Origin of the sequence: Okeania sp. SIO3B5, from assembly GCF_010692555.1 — a bacterium.
Classification (GTDB): domain Bacteria; phylum Cyanobacteriota; class Cyanobacteriia; order Cyanobacteriales; family Microcoleaceae; genus Okeania.
Genome location: NZ_JAAHHG010000055.1, coordinates 1 through 16,775, shown reverse-complemented (window position 1 = coordinate 16,775; position 16,775 = coordinate 1). Strand labels below are relative to the sequence as shown.

The 16,775-nt window shown below is 36.4% G+C and carries 10 protein-coding genes; 3 read left to right on the top strand and 7 right to left on the bottom strand.

Annotated elements, in window-relative coordinates:
* Positions 1 to 275 precede the first annotated feature (275 nt).
* The 6 genes from F6K54_RS10345 to F6K54_RS10325 all read right to left on the bottom strand — a co-directional run bounded on the left by F6K54_RS10345 (position 276) and on the right by F6K54_RS10325 (position 7,572).
* Entirely contained in the window at positions 276 to 3,053 is a 2,778-nt protein-coding gene (locus tag F6K54_RS10345; RefSeq protein WP_293077133.1) for a tetratricopeptide repeat protein, read from the bottom strand.
* Positions 3,054 to 3,852: 799 nt separating this feature from the next.
* Entirely contained in the window at positions 3,853 to 3,993 is a 141-nt protein-coding gene (locus F6K54_RS10340; RefSeq protein ID WP_293077131.1) for a hypothetical protein, read from the bottom strand.
* 28 nt (positions 3,994 to 4,021) lie between these two features.
* Positions 4,022 to 4,912 carry an RNA-guided endonuclease TnpB family protein gene (locus tag F6K54_RS10335; RefSeq protein WP_366558095.1) on the bottom strand — a complete coding sequence of 297 codons (891 nt, stop codon included), beginning with the start codon at positions 4,910 to 4,912 and terminating at the stop codon, positions 4,022 to 4,024.
* A gap of 197 nt (positions 4,913 to 5,109) precedes the next feature.
* Entirely contained in the window at positions 5,110 to 5,226 is a 117-nt protein-coding gene (locus F6K54_RS42790; RefSeq protein ID WP_366558094.1) for a helix-turn-helix domain-containing protein, read from the bottom strand.
* 850 nt (positions 5,227 to 6,076) lie between these two features.
* Positions 6,077 to 6,211, bottom strand: a complete 135-nt coding sequence (locus F6K54_RS10330; protein WP_293077129.1) for a hypothetical protein — start codon at positions 6,209 to 6,211, stop codon at positions 6,077 to 6,079.
* Positions 6,212 to 6,615: 404 nt separating this feature from the next.
* Positions 6,616 to 7,572 (bottom strand): bestrophin family protein, encoded by a 957-nt coding sequence (locus F6K54_RS10325; RefSeq protein ID WP_293077127.1) that lies wholly within the window; start codon positions 7,570 to 7,572, stop codon positions 6,616 to 6,618.
* A gap of 1,929 nt (positions 7,573 to 9,501) precedes the next feature.
* On the opposite strand from F6K54_RS10325, the gene F6K54_RS10320 reads away from it, so the two are divergent.
* The 3 genes from F6K54_RS10320 to F6K54_RS10310 all read left to right on the top strand — a co-directional run bounded on the left by F6K54_RS10320 (position 9,502) and on the right by F6K54_RS10310 (position 15,583).
* The gene (locus tag F6K54_RS10320; protein ID WP_293077125.1) at positions 9,502 to 14,961 is read left to right on the top strand and encodes an ATP-binding sensor histidine kinase; all 5,460 of its coding nucleotides are present in this window, start codon (positions 9,502 to 9,504) and stop codon (positions 14,959 to 14,961) included.
* A gap of 43 nt (positions 14,962 to 15,004) precedes the next feature.
* A complete protein-coding gene (locus tag F6K54_RS10315; protein WP_293077123.1) occupies positions 15,005 to 15,208 on the top strand; it encodes a hypothetical protein in 204 nt (67 codons plus the stop codon).
* 186 nt (positions 15,209 to 15,394) lie between these two features.
* Positions 15,395 to 15,583, top strand: coding sequence for a hypothetical protein (locus tag F6K54_RS10310; protein WP_293077121.1), 189 nt, complete (start codon positions 15,395 to 15,397; stop codon positions 15,581 to 15,583).
* 96 nt (positions 15,584 to 15,679) lie between these two features.
* On the opposite strand, the gene F6K54_RS10305 is transcribed toward F6K54_RS10310, so the two are convergent.
* The gene (locus F6K54_RS10305) at positions 15,680 to 16,432 is read right to left on the bottom strand and encodes an SDR family oxidoreductase (protein ID WP_293077119.1); all 753 of its coding nucleotides are present in this window, start codon (positions 16,430 to 16,432) and stop codon (positions 15,680 to 15,682) included.
* Positions 16,433 to 16,775 lie beyond the last annotated feature (343 nt).

Here is a 16,775-nt window from a genome sequence, read left to right as displayed (position 1 = left end):
TTTATTTTTGATTTTTGGAGATGTCTATTAGTATAAATATTTATTTACTCCCAATAGAGCGTTATATCATGTCCGGATAATTAGTGACAAAAAAAACTTTCTCTCACCTGAATCCTTACGGTTTAAAGCCTCTCATGAGCAAGGAGAAACAAGAAAAAATTTTCCTTTTATTCAATCCTCTTCCTTTTAGGGAGAGGTAATTATCAATTATTGAATCATACCCTAAAACTCCTTCTTCTTCCCTCCTGACTCCTGACTCCTTCTGATAATATTCTTTAATTCTTTAATTTTCTAATCATTTTCATCACTTCCTGATAGTCTTCGTTTTTTCCTTGTTGTTGATAAAGATCTGCTGCTTTTTCAAAGTCATCTATTGCCTCTTGATATTTTTTGGTAAAGTAACGAAGTATACCACGATTATAATAAGTTTTAGCATCTTTTGGTTCAAGCTTAATTGCTTCTGTATAATCATCTATTGCCTGCTGATAATCCCCTATTTCATAATTAGAAATGCCCCTATTATTATAAGCATCTGCATAATCCGGATTAATCTTAATTGCCTCAGTAAAATCAGAGATCGCCCCATAAAAGTCTTTCATTTCATAAAGACAAATACCTCGATTATTATAGGCATCAGCATCTTTGGGATGAGATTTTATCACTGTCGTAAAATCAGCGATCGCCTCCTGATAATTTCCCATGACAGAGTGAAGACTTCCTCGATTGTGGCAAGCATTAGGATCGTTAGGATCGATGTTAATCGCAGTAGTATAATTAGTAAGTGCATTTTGATAATCTTCTAAATGTGAATAAGCAACACCTCTTTCATTATAACAGGCATAAATTTGATCTGGATCGAGATTCAATGTGAGTGCTTCAGTAAAATCAGCGATCGCCTCCTGATAATTTCCTAGTTGAGACTTGAGCTTACCTCTCTGGTAGTAAAGTTCGGCTTCATTGGGATTAAGTCGAAGTGCTTCAGTTAAATTAGCGATGGTTTCTTGAGGATCTTGTTCTTCAGGTTGAATTTGTTTTTGTTTGTAGCGAGCATCACTATCTTTAAAATTAGAAACATGATTTTTTGATGTCAGGGGCAAAGCATCTTTCAAAATCTCTGGTGTTGACTGTTTCTGTTCTGTTTCTGGTGTCTGTGGTTCCTCCACAGATACTGGTGTTGACTGTTTCTGTTCTGTTTCTGGTGTCTGTGGTTCCTCCACAGATACTGGTGTTGACTGTTTCTGTTCTGTTTCTGGTGTCTGTGGTTCCTCCACAGATACTGGTGTTGACTGTTTCTGTTCTGTTTCTGGTGTCTGTGGTTCCTCTACAGATACTGGTGTTGACTGTTTCTGTTCTGTTTCTGGTGTCTGTGGTTCCTCTACAGATACTGGTGTTGACTGTTTCTGTTCTGTTTCTGGTGTCTGTGGTTCCTCTACAGATACTGGTGTTGACTGTTTCTGTTCTGTTTCTGGTGTCTGTGGTTCCTCTACAGATACTGGTGTTGACTGTTTCTGTTCTGTTTCTGGTGTCTGTGGTTCCTCTACAGATACTGGTGTTGACTGTTTCTGTTCTGTTTCTGTTGTCTGTGGTAAAGTCTCCTCTACTGATAGATTTCTCCGTAAATAACGATTTAACAAATTATTCACAAGCGAGTTAGTTGAATTATCGGAAGTATCTGATCTTTCTGGAGATTTTTCCTTCTCTATCTCAGTCTGTGGTATTTCTGCTATAGTCTCCTCCACAGATACATCTGGAGATTGCTTGGCCTGAGTCTGTGGTATTTCTGCTATAGTCTCCTCCACAGATACATCTGGAGATTTTTCTTTCTCTATCTCAGTCTTTTGAGTCTGTGGTATTTCTGCTATAGTCTCCTCCACAGATACATCTGGAGATTTTTCTTTCTCTATCTCAGTCTGTGGTATTTCTGCTATAGTCTCCTCCACAGATACATCTGGAGATTTTTCCTTCTCTATCTCAGTCCGTGGTATTTCTACTATAGTTTCCTTCACAGATACATCTGGAGATTTTTCCTTCTCTATCTCAATCTGTGGTATTTCTACTATAGTTTCCTTCACAGATACATCTGGAGATTTTTCCTTCTCTATCTCAATCTGTGGTATTTCTACTATAGTTTCCTCCACAGATACATCTGGAGATTTTTTCTTCTCTATCTCAGTCTTTTGAGTCTGTGGTATTTCTGCTATAGTTTCCTCCACAGATACATCTGGAGATTTCGCAGATTTCTTGGTCTCCACATCATTTTTTTGTTTCTTTGGTGAAGTCTTCTTTGCCGATCCACCTCTATGCAAATAGCGATGTAACACGCTTTTCATAGTTGATTTAGCTGAATTAGGAGATTTCTTAGTCTCCACATCATTTTTTTGTTTCTCTGGTAAAGTCTCTTCTACTGCAACTGGTGGAGATTTCTCCACCTCAATCTCAGTCTGTGGTGCTTCTGCTGTTGTTTCTTCTACTACTGTTGTTTCTTCTACTACTGTTGTTTCTTCTACTACTGTTGTTTCTTCTACTACTGTTGTTTCTTCTACTACTGTTGTTTCTTCTACTACTGCTGCAGTCTGACTCTCAATCTGAGAAAGCAGATACTCTCGTTTTTTATTAGCTTCATTATAATCAGGATTGATTTTTAGTGCTTCTGTGTATGAGGCAATAGCTTTTTCATAATCTGCTATTGCCTCATATACAAAACCTCTATTGTAATAACTATCAGCATCATTAGGATTAAGTCGAAGTACTTCATCTAAGTCAGCGATCGCTTCGGTATAGTACCCCATTTGAGAAAAAGCTAAACCACGATTATTATAAAAATCGCTATTACTGGGATTAATTCTAATCGCTTCGGTATAATCAAAAATTGCACCTTGATAATCTTCTATTTGATGTTTAGCAATACCTCTATTGAAGTAAACCTCTGCATTATTTGATTCTATCTCTATCACTGTCGTGTAATCAGCGATCGCTCCATAATAATCTTCCCATTGGTAACGAGCAAGTGCCTGCTCATAAATAACTGCGATATCAATTTTATTCTTTTCCATCTTCTTTACTAAATTTTTTCAATCAATTTTTTATCCTTTACCATATAGTAAATCATCTATGCTCAATATTTTTTATCAATGTCAAAAAAATTTATATATTGGCCAAACTTTTTACCATTTTTTATAATACTTATACTATTAATCATAGTATGATAATATTTTATTGTGAATAAATAAAAATAAAGTTAGTAGTAAATTATTTAAAACCAACATCAGAAAAACAATTATATTCAGCTCTCTTTTCTATCAAACATTTTCATCTATAAGTTTTCAAAGTAGGACTAATTATACAGCAAACAAAGGCTTTTTTAGGAAAGAGATTGATCTGAATGAATCTTAAAACGAAGAAAGTTTTTTTCCACTATTGCTTATTTCCTGTTATACCATTTTGAAAAAAGAATGTTACGAATAATAAGAATCATAAATAAACTTTCAAATAAAGTCTATTTGACGAAAAAGATAATTTGCAACATCAAAAATTGTCTTAAAGATATCCATTATGAATTATGGATTCTAAGAAATACCCTAGCTATTTGTAGTAAACATTTATCAAATTGGTATTATCTCAAAGTAGCCAGCAATTTCTATTCCCAAATAAAAATCTCTCCAAAAATAAATATGAAGAGATGAATATCAATGATTGAACATATCATGTCCGAATAATAGGGTGATGAAAAAAATCATTTTCTCACTTCAAAAACAAACCTCTTCCTACTCCCTACTTTCTACTCAATTCTTTATAATTCAACTGGACATGATATTACTTTTTTTTCAGAGAATAGTTTTATGCTAATTTTATCTATGATGTTGAAGCATTGAAACCTTGTCCTGTTTCCTGCTGTTCATTATTATCTAATTGACTTTTGTTGTCTTGAACTGACTGCCAAATCAAACCACCTAAATGAGTAAATGCTAAAGCGATCGCTGGTATAGTTGACATCCTCCCCGGCCTAAAGGCGCGAGGATTCCTACCGAGCCGTAGCTCCTCGGTGAGTTGACATCTCATAGGCTGCTGCTACTTTGGCAGTAGTCTTATGCTTGCCTCCATGTCCGTTTTTTGTCTCCGAGTGCCCCCCGGCGACTAATATGTTTATTGCTGCATTCGTATCACGGTCATGTTTTCTACCGCAATTAAGGCATTCCCATTCTCTAACTGAAAGGTCTAATTTGCCTCCACGAAAACCACAACATGAACATACTTGAGAAGTAGGTTGCCATCTATCAATGACTCTAAATTCTCTACCGTATTTTTCTGCCTTTCCTTCTAAAAGTGTTCGGAACTTTTTCCAACCTAAATCTGATATAGCTCTGGATAATTTCCGATTTTTTACCATTCCTGAAACATTCAAATCTTCTAAAACAATTGTTTGGTTTTCACGAATTATTTCAGTAGACAATTTATGTAAAAAATCTGTTCTAGTATCTTTCAGTTTGGCATGGAACTTAGCTATTTTTAGTCTAGCTTTTTCATATTGTTTAGAACCTCTAGTTCTTTTAGATAATGACTTACTTAGTTTTCGGTACTTCTTAATTCGTTTCTTGAGTGGTTTGGGCCCATCAATTTTTTGACCATCACTCAAAGTTGCAAAAGTTTTAATTCCTAAATCTATACCTACTGAATTATCAGTTTTAGGTAAGGTTTCTGGTTGTATTTCTACTACAAAACTCAGAAAATATCTATGAGCTGAATCTTTGATTACTGTTACTGATGATGGAATAGCTGGTAGTTCCCTTGACCACACAATTTTCAGCTTTCCTATTTTGGCTAAATACACCTTATGTTGACCAACTTTAAATCTACCCTTTGTAAACCTTGCAGTCTGTCTTGATTTTCTAGTTTTAAATTTAGGAGGTTTAATAGGTTTACCCTTTCTCTTACCTTGAGTTGATTTAAAAAAGTTAGAGCAACGCCTGGTTTAAATCGTTTAAAGATTGCTGCAACGGTATAGCAGAAACTTCTGATAGCCATTCTCTGTCTTCAATCTTTTTAGCCTGAGTAATAAACTGTTTTTGTAGCTGTGAGTTAACAGGTTTATTCTCTCCAGATTGATACTTTTCACGGGCACCAAGCTAGACTATCATTCCAAACAACACGGACACAACCAAATAGCTTTGCTAATTGGTATTTTTGTCCTGGTGTTGGATATATACGGTACTTAAATCTCGCTTTCATAAAATGACTTTTGAACTAAAAAGCATTAAGGACATAATTTTGGGAAAAAATAAACTAAAAAGTCGCCCGCTTATGGGCGAGGCTTTAAACCCAATTTTTCGGTAAACTCAAGGTCAAATTAATATTGTTAATCATTTGATTTGATGGGCGAAAGTCTATAAATTATTGCGGATATTAAAATTAAGCAGATATATAGCAGGGAACAGGGAACAGTGGCAAAAACTTTTCTCTGTCTCAGGTTCATCATCAATCTCTGTCAAACACCAACTCGTTCCTTGCTATAGCATTAAAGCCATGTCTGCAAAACTAGAGATAGATAAAGTCCTCAGCAATTCTGGATTTAGAGCGCTATTAACTTTAAATCTATAACTCTATTTTAGAAATCTTAACATAATTTTTTCTTTTGTTGCAATTTAGGCAAAATTATGAAACATAATTAATAGCGATCGCCATTACCACAAAACACAAAATAAATGTGTATTATTTTTTACGCAAATCGGAATTAAAAAAAGCATTTCCTGATGGAATGCTCCGCAAACAGCAATTACTGCAGTTAGCATTTCCTAGGGTTATGCCCTACAAACGGCTTAGATTTATAGTGAAACCGAGAGAAATGCAATTTAAATGAGGATTTCAATCTAAGCCGATCACTGAAAGCTTTTAGTCCATAGCTAGTTAGGGCTTGCTGAATAAAATTGTAATCAATACCTGTAAAGGCTTCCAGAATTAAATATTGCTGAGGGGGTGCAAGGTTTTTGGCTCAATTTGTCTCAAAATGTGTAAGCATTCAGCTATTAGCTGTCAGCTCTCAGCTATTATGACGGGGTTTTAATGAATATAGGCTTTAAAGTCAGCTTTTAGGCGTAATATCATGTTCGGTTGAATAGTTATGATTAGGATATAGATGGAAGAGATATCTCAAACCCGTATCTATTGCTTCCTTCCACTCCGTTTCAGTCGCAATGACTTTATTGTAAGTGATCATCCGAACATGATATAAGTATAAATTCTGACTCAATTAGTAAAGCTTTTATCTAAAACTAAAAGCAATAGCTGATAGCTGATAGCTGACGGCTGTTTGCGCAGCAGTCCGCAGGAAATGCTTACCAAAATGTTAATATTTTTCCCCTTATATCATGTCCGGATAATTAGTGATAAAAAAACTTTCTCCTTCAACTCCAGTTCTTCTTCTTTCTTCCCTCTTTCCTCCTGACTCTTTCCTCCTGAGGACTGACTCCTCCGTAGTTATTTATTTATCACTGTTCAACCGGACATGATATTACTATCAGAAAATTTGGCCGCAGTAGATGGTCTAAACTGTTCCCTGTTCCCAGTTAAGTGTTCCCTGTTCCCTATCATCACCATCAGACTTTTGAGCGCAAACCCTAGTTAAAAATTATGGGATTCTAAATTAACTGGAGTACGCTTCCAATGTCTAACGCTAGGCGCTAAAGTAATTAAATCTTCAATATTACGGTGCATTGCAACACAAATAGCATCTAAAGGTAAATCATTAGGATCGTAACCGAAAGGATTTTCTATTTCTAGAGCAATTTCTTCAATTCCAAATACTGTAAAACTAATTAAAGCAACTACTACACCAGTCCAAAAATGAAACTCATTAACTATTTGCAATGGTAATGACAAACAATAAATTAACAATAATTGCCTCAGATGAATAGAGTAAGCCAAAGGAATTGGTGTATTTAAAATACCCTCACAACAAGTTAATGCTTCAACCATTCTATCCAACAACTTAAACATAGCAGTAAGTTGATAGGGATTAATACAACCACGTTCATATTGATGCTGGAGATAATCACTAATCCAAAAAGCAATATGAATAGGAGGATGATTCATTGTTTTGAGTTTTTCATACCATTGTTTAGGCATATATCCCTCTAATTCTCTATTGACACTCTGACGGCGCAAATATAATTTACCAGCAATAGCAAAGGCTACTAATAACCTGATTATTTCCTCTTTTGCCTTTCGATCTGCTGGTTCATTTTCTTCAACAGAAACCCAAATTTGTCGAGCAAAATTACGAACTGTATTAACAATTTTCCCCCATAATTGCCGACCTTGCCAGAATCTTTCATAAGCAGTATTTGTTCTAAAAACTAATAGTAAACCCAAGACTAAACTAGGAACAATACTACTTTTAATCGGCAAAGTCACAGGAAAATTAAAAGAGTCAAGTAAAGAAATTAAAAAGCCAAAAAATCCGCAGAATGTCACCCGAAAAACAATAGCTGGAATGACCGAATATCGCATTTTTAGAATAACCGTCAACCATTCTCGCTTTTCCCTATAGCGACCATCTATCACCCTGTTTGTAAACATATTAATTTAGACAGATTGAAATAATCTGTGCATTCATAGGCATTGAAATTAATCTTACTCTCGTTTTTCTATCAGATAAAGGGAGACTTCAAAAATGATAACTCTTGGATTAGATCGTGCCCAGTCAATTAGCCTTGAAGAAGTAGTCATATCATGTCCGGTTGAATCAGGGAAAACGCATCTAAATTCTGGAAGTTTCTACTGTTAAGCTTTAGAGAGGTAATGAGTATCAATACTTATAAGCCTGACATCCTTGCCCTGTCAGAACTTCAAAATAAGATGCGTTTGCCCTGCCGGTTGAATACTTATAATTAAGATAGTAGGGGAGTGGGGGAGTGGGGGAGTAGGGGAGTAGGGGAGTAGGGAAAGATTTATTGTTGAAGCACTCATGATAAGTTTTTTTCCAGATCGCTCTTATCCGGACATGATATCAGTAGGACTGAGAATTGGGTTGATGGGGATTTAATATCATGCCTGGTTGAATACTTATATCATGTCCGGTTGAATACTTACACTTTGGAGGAGGTAAGGCAGCGGGAGCTGGAGGCAGGAGGCAGAAGGAAAGAAAAGGTTAGAAGGGAAAAGGTTTTTTTATCACGCTATTATCCGGACATGATATAAATAAATTTCTTGGCTCAAAGCAGAAGTCATCTTAAAGATGACTAAAGATAGCTAATTTATTATGGCTAATTATGAGACTTGATATAAGCAATAGCATTAACATCATGTAGACAGTCAGGATTGAAACTCATATCATGTCCGGTTGAATAATTAGATTTTGGTAGAAGGAAAGCAGAAAATTTTTTCCCATTGCTGCCTTATTTTATACACGCTCCGATACTACCGGACATGATATCATCAGAGAAAAGATAATAATATTATGTCCGGATAATTAGTAGACATCTCCAATAATAAAAAATAAAATCAATTATCCCAAAGAAATTATCAATTCTTCCCCTCCACGGTCGGGGGAGGGGCGAGGGGTGGATTCCCTACTCCCTACTCCCTCTTTTCTGGAATTATGATTAATATTATACACGCGCTTCACCAACACCTCAGGCATAAAAAAAGAATTCTACAAAAGAAAGAGCTTTTCCAATTTATTTTAGAAAGCTATATCTATGATTTGTCTTTTTTATTTTCAATAGACATTTCCAGAAAATAGAGAGTAGGGACGTTACATACAACGTCCCTAGGCCGTAGGGGGGAAATAATTGATAAATAACACTGCGATAATTAATTTTATTTTTTATTATTGGAAATGTCTAATATTTCTTCCAACTAAGGAATATTCAAACACATAACATCTACACTCTTTTCTCCCTTGTTTACCTTATCCTCCAAATCTAGTCACAACCAAAAAGTAAAAAACCTACTCTTGTGAGTTACTCCCTAAAACAAATGAATTTTGTACCTCACTCAGAGAAGGGAATTTTTACGTATGTTTTTTTAAAGTATTAATATTTCATATAAAACGATATAAATACTGAGGCATAAAATTGTATTTATGGTGTAAAAGAATCAAAATTTTCCGCATCTTTAATTATTGACTTCTTCTTTCTAAATTTTCTCCATCCGAGTTTTTTTCTTGACGATTAACAAGTTAATGAAATAAAATTAAAAATAGTTTATGTTTGTACTTTTTAGATACCAGTGCAGGATGGCGGAAATAACTGACCAGTTACAAAATCCTAAAACAATTACAAATCAATGCTTTTGACTTTTAACTGTCAGATGTGCATCTTACATTCTGGAGGCGATGTGTGCGGAACCATTTCTGTACTTTAAAAGCGCCGTAGGAAACCTCAGAATTACACACTCGATGCATGATTTTAACTTCCGCATAGTGGCACTAGGCATCATTCACTCTTTATTTTTTTTCCCTACTTTTTAATACTCTTGCTGAATAATCTTCAAAAAATAAAAACCATGTTAACTCTCCCTGGCTATTCAAATTTACAAACTTTATACCAAGGCATCAACAGTATAATATATAGGGCGTTACGCCAGTCAGATTATACTCTAGTTGTCCTCAAGACGCAAATTTCTGAATACCCTGCCCCAGAAGAAATTGCGAGTGTTAGACATGAATACAATATCCTCAAAAACCTTAACTTTGAAGGAATTGTCAAATCTATAGACCTGATCCACCAGGAATATCGCCTCATCCTCATCCTCGAATACTTCAATTCCCTATCTCTCAAACAATATATAACAGAATCATCGATTGCAATTTCCCAATTTCTCGGCATAGCCATCCAACTTAGTGACACCCTAGATAAAATACATCAACAACAAATAATCCATAAAGATATTAAACCCCATAACATCCTAATCAATTCCACTATACAAAAAACAAAAATCATCGACTTTAGTATCGCTACCCGTCTAGAAACAGAAACTCAGACCATCATCAATCCAAATTATATAGAAGGCACTCTAGCATATATGTCTCCAGAACAAACTGGACGCATGAACCGTAACATAGACTATCGTAGTGACTTCTACTCCTTGGGTGTCACCTTCTATCAAATGCTTACTAAACAGCTTCCCTTCTATAGCAATGATCCAATGGAAGTCATCCATTCCCACATAGCTAAAACCCCTATCTCTCCACACCAAATTAACCCAGAAATTCCCATTGCTATATCCTTAATAGTGATGAAACTGCTATCAAAAAATGCTGAAGACCGCTATCAAAGCGCTCTAGGATTAAAAGCAGACTTTGAATATTGCTTGAGTAAACTAGAAACCATTAACAGAATTCAAGCTTTTACTCCAGGGAAAAAGGACAAAAAAGGTCAATTTAGCATACCCCAAAAGCTATATGGTAGAAAAACAGAGGTCAAACTCCTCTTAGAAGCTTTTGAACGTGTCAGCAAGAACAATGAAAATAGCATCAGTCAATGCAATAAAGAAATTATTCTAGTTACAGGTTACTCCGGGATCGGTAAAACCAAAGTTGTTAATGAAGTACATAAACCTATAGTTAAAGCCAGAGGCTATTTCATTAGTGGCAAATTTGATCAATTTAAACGGAATATTCCTTATGCTGCTATCAGTCAAGCCTTTCAACAGTTAATTCGTCAGCTACTTACAGAAACCACACTGAAAGTTACTGAATGGAAGAAGAAACTATTAACTGCATTAGGGGAAAATAGTCAAATCATCATTGATGTCATCCCAGAATTAGAATTAATCATCGGTAAACAAAGAAAAGTAACCCAGTTAGGAGCAACTGAATCACAAAACCGTTTCAATCAACTATTCGGAAAATTTGTCCGTGTATTTGCTAAACCAGAACATCCATTAGTTTTATTTCTCGATGACTTACAGTGGGCAGATCTAGCATCATTAAATCTGATCGAACAATTAATGACGGACAGTGAAACCCAACACTTATTATTTATTGGAGCTTATCGAGACAACGAAGTTAACCCAGTACATCCAACCATCCAAACTATAGAAAAAATCCAAAAAACCAGCACAACAGTTAATCAAATTATATTAGAACCTCTAAAAATAAATTACATCAGACAATTAGTAGCAGAAACATTATCAGAAGAAGCTACTACAACTAATGAGCGGGTTACTCAATTATCAGACTTACTATACAGTAAAACCCAAGGTAATCCTTTTTTCTTAACTCAACTCCTCAAAACATTGTATACAGACAAATTATTAACATTCGATTTTACAGTTGGATTTTGGATGTGGAATATTGAAGAAATTCAAAGTTTTGGAATAGCAGATTTAGGAGTAGTAGAATTAGTTGCTAGGAATATTGAAAAACTATCAACAACTACCCAAAAAGTTTTAAAACTAGCAGCTTGTATTGGTAATAAATTTAGTTTAGATGTGTTGGCGGTTGTTAATGAAAAATCTGCAACTCAGACAGCAAAAGATTTATGGAGTGCTTTACAAAACGGTTTAATATTACCACTGACTCAGGATTATAAAATTCCCTTATTATTTTCAGAAACTGACAATGCCGAAGAATTATTATTTGATGAATCTAGGGTAAGTTATCGTTTTTTGCATGACAGAGTGCAGCAAGCAGCATATTCACTTATTCCTGAAGAAAATAGAAAAAAAATTCATCTACAAATCGGTAAGTTGTTGTGGAAAAGTATACCATCTGAACAAATAGAAGAGAACATATTTGATCTTGTAAATCAGTTGAATATAGGGCGTGATTTAATCACAGAAAAAGAGTTAAAAGAAGGGTTGCTAAAATTAAATTTATGGGCAGGGAAAAAAGCCAAAAGATCTACGGCTTATAAGGCTGCAGGTAAATATTTAAATGTAGGGTTAGAGTTGTTACCAAAAGATAGTTGGGAGAGTCATTATAAATTGACGCGGGATATTTATTTTGAGACACTGGAAGTTGAATATTTGAATGTGAACTTTGAATCGGCACAACAATTGTCGGAACTACTTTTGTCTAAGATTCAAAGTAATATGGAACGAGTGAAGATTGATGAGTTACAAATTCCATATTATTTATCTCAGAATCAACCACAGTTAGCTATAGATATTGCATTATCAGCGTTGAAAAAACTTGATATTTGTTTTCCTCAAAAGATAAGTCAATTGGATGTAACAGGGAGCTTTGTGAAGACGAAATTCATAATCGGGAATAAGACTATTGAAGAGTTGGCAGACTATGCAATAATGACAGATCCAGCAAAACTGGCAGCCATGAGAATTTTGGTGAGTATTGTACCAGCAGCTTTTGCAGCTAATCCTAGTTTGTATCCACTGGTTGTATTTAAAATTGTGGTTTTGTCAATTAAACATGGAAATTCTGCTTTATCTGCTTATGGATATTGTATGTATGGAATGTTATTGTGTACGATATTTGGAGATATTCCTACAGGACATCTATTTGGGAAACTGGCTTTAAAACTATTGGAAAAATTTAATGCCCAAGAAATCAAATCTAAAATTTATCTACTTTTTAACAGTTTTGTCAGAGAATGGAAAGAACATATAACATCTACGTTAGAACCATTTATAGAAGGGATAAAATCAGGGATAGAGTCAGGAGACATAGAATATGCTGGTTATTCAGCTTTACATTACTCAATTAACATATTTTCCGTAGGTAAGCCTTTAGATTGGGTAGCGCAAGAACAGTCTAAATATCTCAAGTTTGTGAGAGACTACAAACAGAGTTTTAATGAAGATCTAATAAAAATCTGGGCTCAAACAGTAGCAAATATTGTGAAAATTTCTGAAACACCTTGCATCTTAAATGGGAAGTTTCTGAATGAATCTGAAATTTTATCAGTTATGGTGGGAGTGAAAAACTATACAGGAATAGCTTATTTATATTTGTCAAAGTTATTTTTGTGTTACTTGTTTGGCGACCGCATAAATGGGGCAAAAACTTTGGATTTACTAGAAGAGCATTTGACAAATCTACAGGGGCAAGTTATGTTGGCAGTCTATAACTTTTATAGTTCTTTAAGTTGGTTGGCGGGTAGCGACAACAGTCAAAAATTATTAATAGAGCAACAATACCTCAAAAAAGTTAGAGCTAACCAAAAACAAATGAAAACATGGGCACAGCACGCCCCCATGAATTTCCAACACAAATACGACCTAGTAGAAGCAGAAATAGCCAGAGTTTTAGGTGAAAATGAAACAGCAGCAAACTACTACGAAAAAGCAATTTCTGGAGCCTCAGAAAACGAGTACATTCATGAAGAAGCGATCGCCAACGAACGAGCAGCAGAATTTTATCTGTCTCTTGGCAGAGAAAAAGTAGCCAAAACCTACATGACGGAAGCCTATTACTGCTATATTAATTGGGGTGCTACTGCCAAAATCAAAGATTTAGAAGAACGCCACTCCAAGTTAATTATTCGCACCCAAACACCAGAAATAACAAAACTTGACATCACAAAAACTATATCTTCAATCACCAGCAAAACTAGCAAAAACCTCGACTTTTACACTATTATCAAAGCTTCCCAAACTATATCAGAAGAAATCGAACTAAATACGTTGCTTGATAAATTGATGCACATCCTCATGGAAAATGCTGGAGCAAACAAAGGAACTTTAGTTTTGAACAACTCTGGTAATTGGGAAATTCCTATTCAATGCCTGAGTGGCAACTATGACTCATGCATCACACATTTCGACGATCCAACTAAAAGTTTACCCCATACTGTTATCAACACTGTCAAACAGACTCAACAAACTATACTTATCAATCAGTTTGAAACAGAAACTACCTTCGCTGGAGATCCATACCTGCTAGAAAACCAGCCAAAAAGTCTATTGTGTACTCCTATCATCAAGCAAGGAAAATTTCTTGCTCTCCTTCTTCTAGAAAACAGCCTCGCTACAGGAGCATTTACTCCAGACCGCATAAAAGTCCTCCATCTACTTATGACCCAAGCTGCAATCTCCATAGAAAACGCCAGACTTTATAAGAATCTAGAAGAATACAACTCCAATCTGGAAGTCCAAGTCAAAAACAGAACTCAAGCACTTCAGGAGAAAAACCTAGACTTACAGCAAACCCTGCTTAAATTGCAACACACTCAAACTCAATTGATCCAAACAGAAAAAATGTCTGCTTTGGGACAAATGGTCGGAGGAATTGCCCACGAAATTAACAATCCCATCACGTTTATCTCTAGTAATATCACTCATGCTCGCCAATATTTCCACGACTTACTTGAGCTGCTCGATATTTACAAACAAAACTCTTCCAGTTCTAATTCAGTCATAGAAGAGAAATTAGAAGAGTTAGAACCAGAATTTTTGTGTGAGGACTTAGGAAAATTGTTTGATTCTATGCAAACAGGGAGCGATCGCATTAGTAAAATTATTCTTGGTTTGCGGAACTTCTCTCGCCTTGATGAATCAGACATGAAGGAGGTAGATATCCACGAAGGATTAGAGAATACCTTAATGATTTTGCAACATCGGCTCAAAGCTAATCACTCCCATCCAGAAATTGCTATAATCAAAAACTACGGAAAATTACCCCTAGTCAACTGCTGGGCCAGTCAACTAAATCAAGTATTCCTACAGATTATCAGCAATGCGATCGATGCTTTAACAACTTCGGAGACTGGAAATTACCTCGAAATTTTGATTACTACTGAGGTGCGAGACGCACAAATTGCTATAATTCGCATTGCTGATAATGGGATAGGAATGAGCGACATCGCTTGCCAACGGGTATTTGAACCGTTCTTTACCACTAAACCGATTGGCCAAGGAACTGGACTGGGGTTGTTTATTAGTTACCAAATCGTTACTGATCAACATGGAGGACAGTTGAAGTGTATTTCTCAACCGGGACAAGGCACAGAATTTATTATAGAAATTCCTATTGAGGGATCAGTCATTCAAGAAGTCTCGTGATCGTAAATATACAGGACTTACGCAGGAACTCTAACTGTAGAATGTGTTGCAACACACCTTATATCCCACATTCCGCACCACAAAATGTAGTATAGAAGAAGGAGTCAGGAGACCACCCACCCCTAACCCCTCCCCCTCCCAAACCACCCCTAGCCCCTCCCAGGAGGGGGAGACAGGAGACAGAATTTTAGAAGAAAATCATAGCTGCCGCGATCAAGTACACGATCAAGCAAGTATTTATGCGTAAATTATTTACTCGGAATTTGATGAACGAAAAAAGTATTGAGATGATTTGCATAGTATAAATACCTACCAAGCTACAGATTCATATACTACTTTTAATGAGACAAATTGAAGTGCGGAATGTGGGTTATATCATGTCCGGTTGAATATTGGTGGTGGTGCATAGTAATGGTAGAGAGAGTGTGGGGGGATGGGGAGATGGGGAGATGGGGAGATTGAGAGATTGGGAGATGGGGAGATTGGGAGATTGGGAGATTGGGGGATTGGGAGTGTGGGAGAAATTAAAAAATATATATCTTCTACCATTACCATGCAGGACTACCGAATATTTACACTTTGGAGGAAGGAAGGCAGAAGGCAGAAGGGAAGAAAAGATTAGAAGAGATAAAGTTTTTTTATCACTGATTATCCGGACATGATATTACACTACAACTAGTGTTTGACAATGATTTTGTGAAATCCTTATATAATGCTTTTACTGAGCAGTATATCCTCCGTCAATTACTAGATTATGACCTGTAATAAACGAGGCTTTATCAGAACAAAGCCAGACAACTGCTTCAGCAATTTCTTCTGGTTCACCTATACGTCCAATAGGTAGTTGTGCTTCAAATTGGGTTAATATGTCTGAAGGGAGACTGTCCCAGATCAAGGTTTTTGTAGGGCCAGGACTGATAGCATTAATGCGGACGCGAGATTTGGCATACTCTAGCGCTGCAGCTCTACTCAAAGCGATCGCCCCTCCTTTACTAGCTGAGTATATAGAATAGCCAGCACCGCCAACTATACTGGCACCAGAAGCTATATTCACGATCGCCCCCTTACTCTGTTTTTGCATTGCTTGAATTTCATATTTGAGGCACAACCAAGTTCCTTTAAGATTCACGTTAACGATTTGATTCCAATCCTCTTCTGATGTCTCAATAAGTGTTCCCATCATGACAACACCAGCATTATTACAAGCATAATCTAGGCTACCAAAGGTATCCACCGTTTTTTCTACCAATGCTTTTACATCGCTAGACTTTGATACGTCAGTTTTGATAAAGATGGCATCACCACCTCTTTCATGTATTTCATGTGCAGTTTGCTCTCCTTCAACGGTTCGCCGACTAGCGACAACAACAGTTGCTCCTGCTCTAGCTAATGCTAACGCACTTGCTTTACCTATACCTGATGAACCTCCTGTCACCAGTGCCACTTTTCCTTTTAATTCTTGAGAAAACATTAGAATTTAATCCTTTTTTAAAGTGTAGAAAATGGTAGGGAGTAGGGGAGTAGGGAGTAGGGGAGTAAGGGAGCAGAGGAGCAGAGGAGTAAGGAAAATAGAAAGATTTTCTGTTGAAGCACTCATGATAAGTTTTTTCATCACGCTCTTATCCGGACATGATATTATGGGGAGGGCGAATGGTATTCGCCCCTACAAATGCAGAAACCATAATCTCCGTGTCCCCGTGTCCCCGTGTCCCCGTGTCCCCGTGTCCCCGTGTCCCCGTGTCCCCGTGTCCCCGTGTCCCCGTGTCCCCGTGTCCCCGTGTCCCCGTGTCCCCGTGTCCCCGTGTCCCCGTGTC

Excerpts from the sequence above, each read along its gene's own strand:
- F6K54_RS10345 (WP_293077133.1), bottom strand. The coding sequence starts at position 3,053 with ATGGAAAAGAATAAAATTGATATCGCAGTTATTTATGAGCAGGCACTT.
- F6K54_RS10340 (WP_293077131.1), bottom strand. The coding sequence starts at position 3,993 with ATGTCAACTATACCAGCGATCGCTTTAGCATTTACTCATTTAGGTGGT.
- F6K54_RS42790 (WP_366558094.1), bottom strand. The coding sequence starts at position 5,226 with ATGAAAGCGAGATTTAAGTACCGTATATATCCAACACCAGGACAAAAA.
- F6K54_RS10330 (WP_293077129.1), bottom strand. The coding sequence starts at position 6,211 with ATGATCACTTACAATAAAGTCATTGCGACTGAAACGGAGTGGAAGGAA.
- F6K54_RS10325 (WP_293077127.1), bottom strand. The coding sequence starts at position 7,572 with ATGTTTACAAACAGGGTGATAGATGGTCGCTATAGGGAAAAGCGAGAA.
- F6K54_RS10320 (WP_293077125.1), top strand. The coding sequence starts at position 9,502 with ATGTTAACTCTCCCTGGCTATTCAAATTTACAAACTTTATACCAAGGC.
- F6K54_RS10310 (WP_293077121.1), top strand. The coding sequence starts at position 15,395 with ATGGGGAGATGGGGAGATGGGGAGATTGAGAGATTGGGAGATGGGGAG.
- F6K54_RS10305 (WP_293077119.1), bottom strand. The coding sequence starts at position 16,432 with ATGTTTTCTCAAGAATTAAAAGGAAAAGTGGCACTGGTGACAGGAGGT.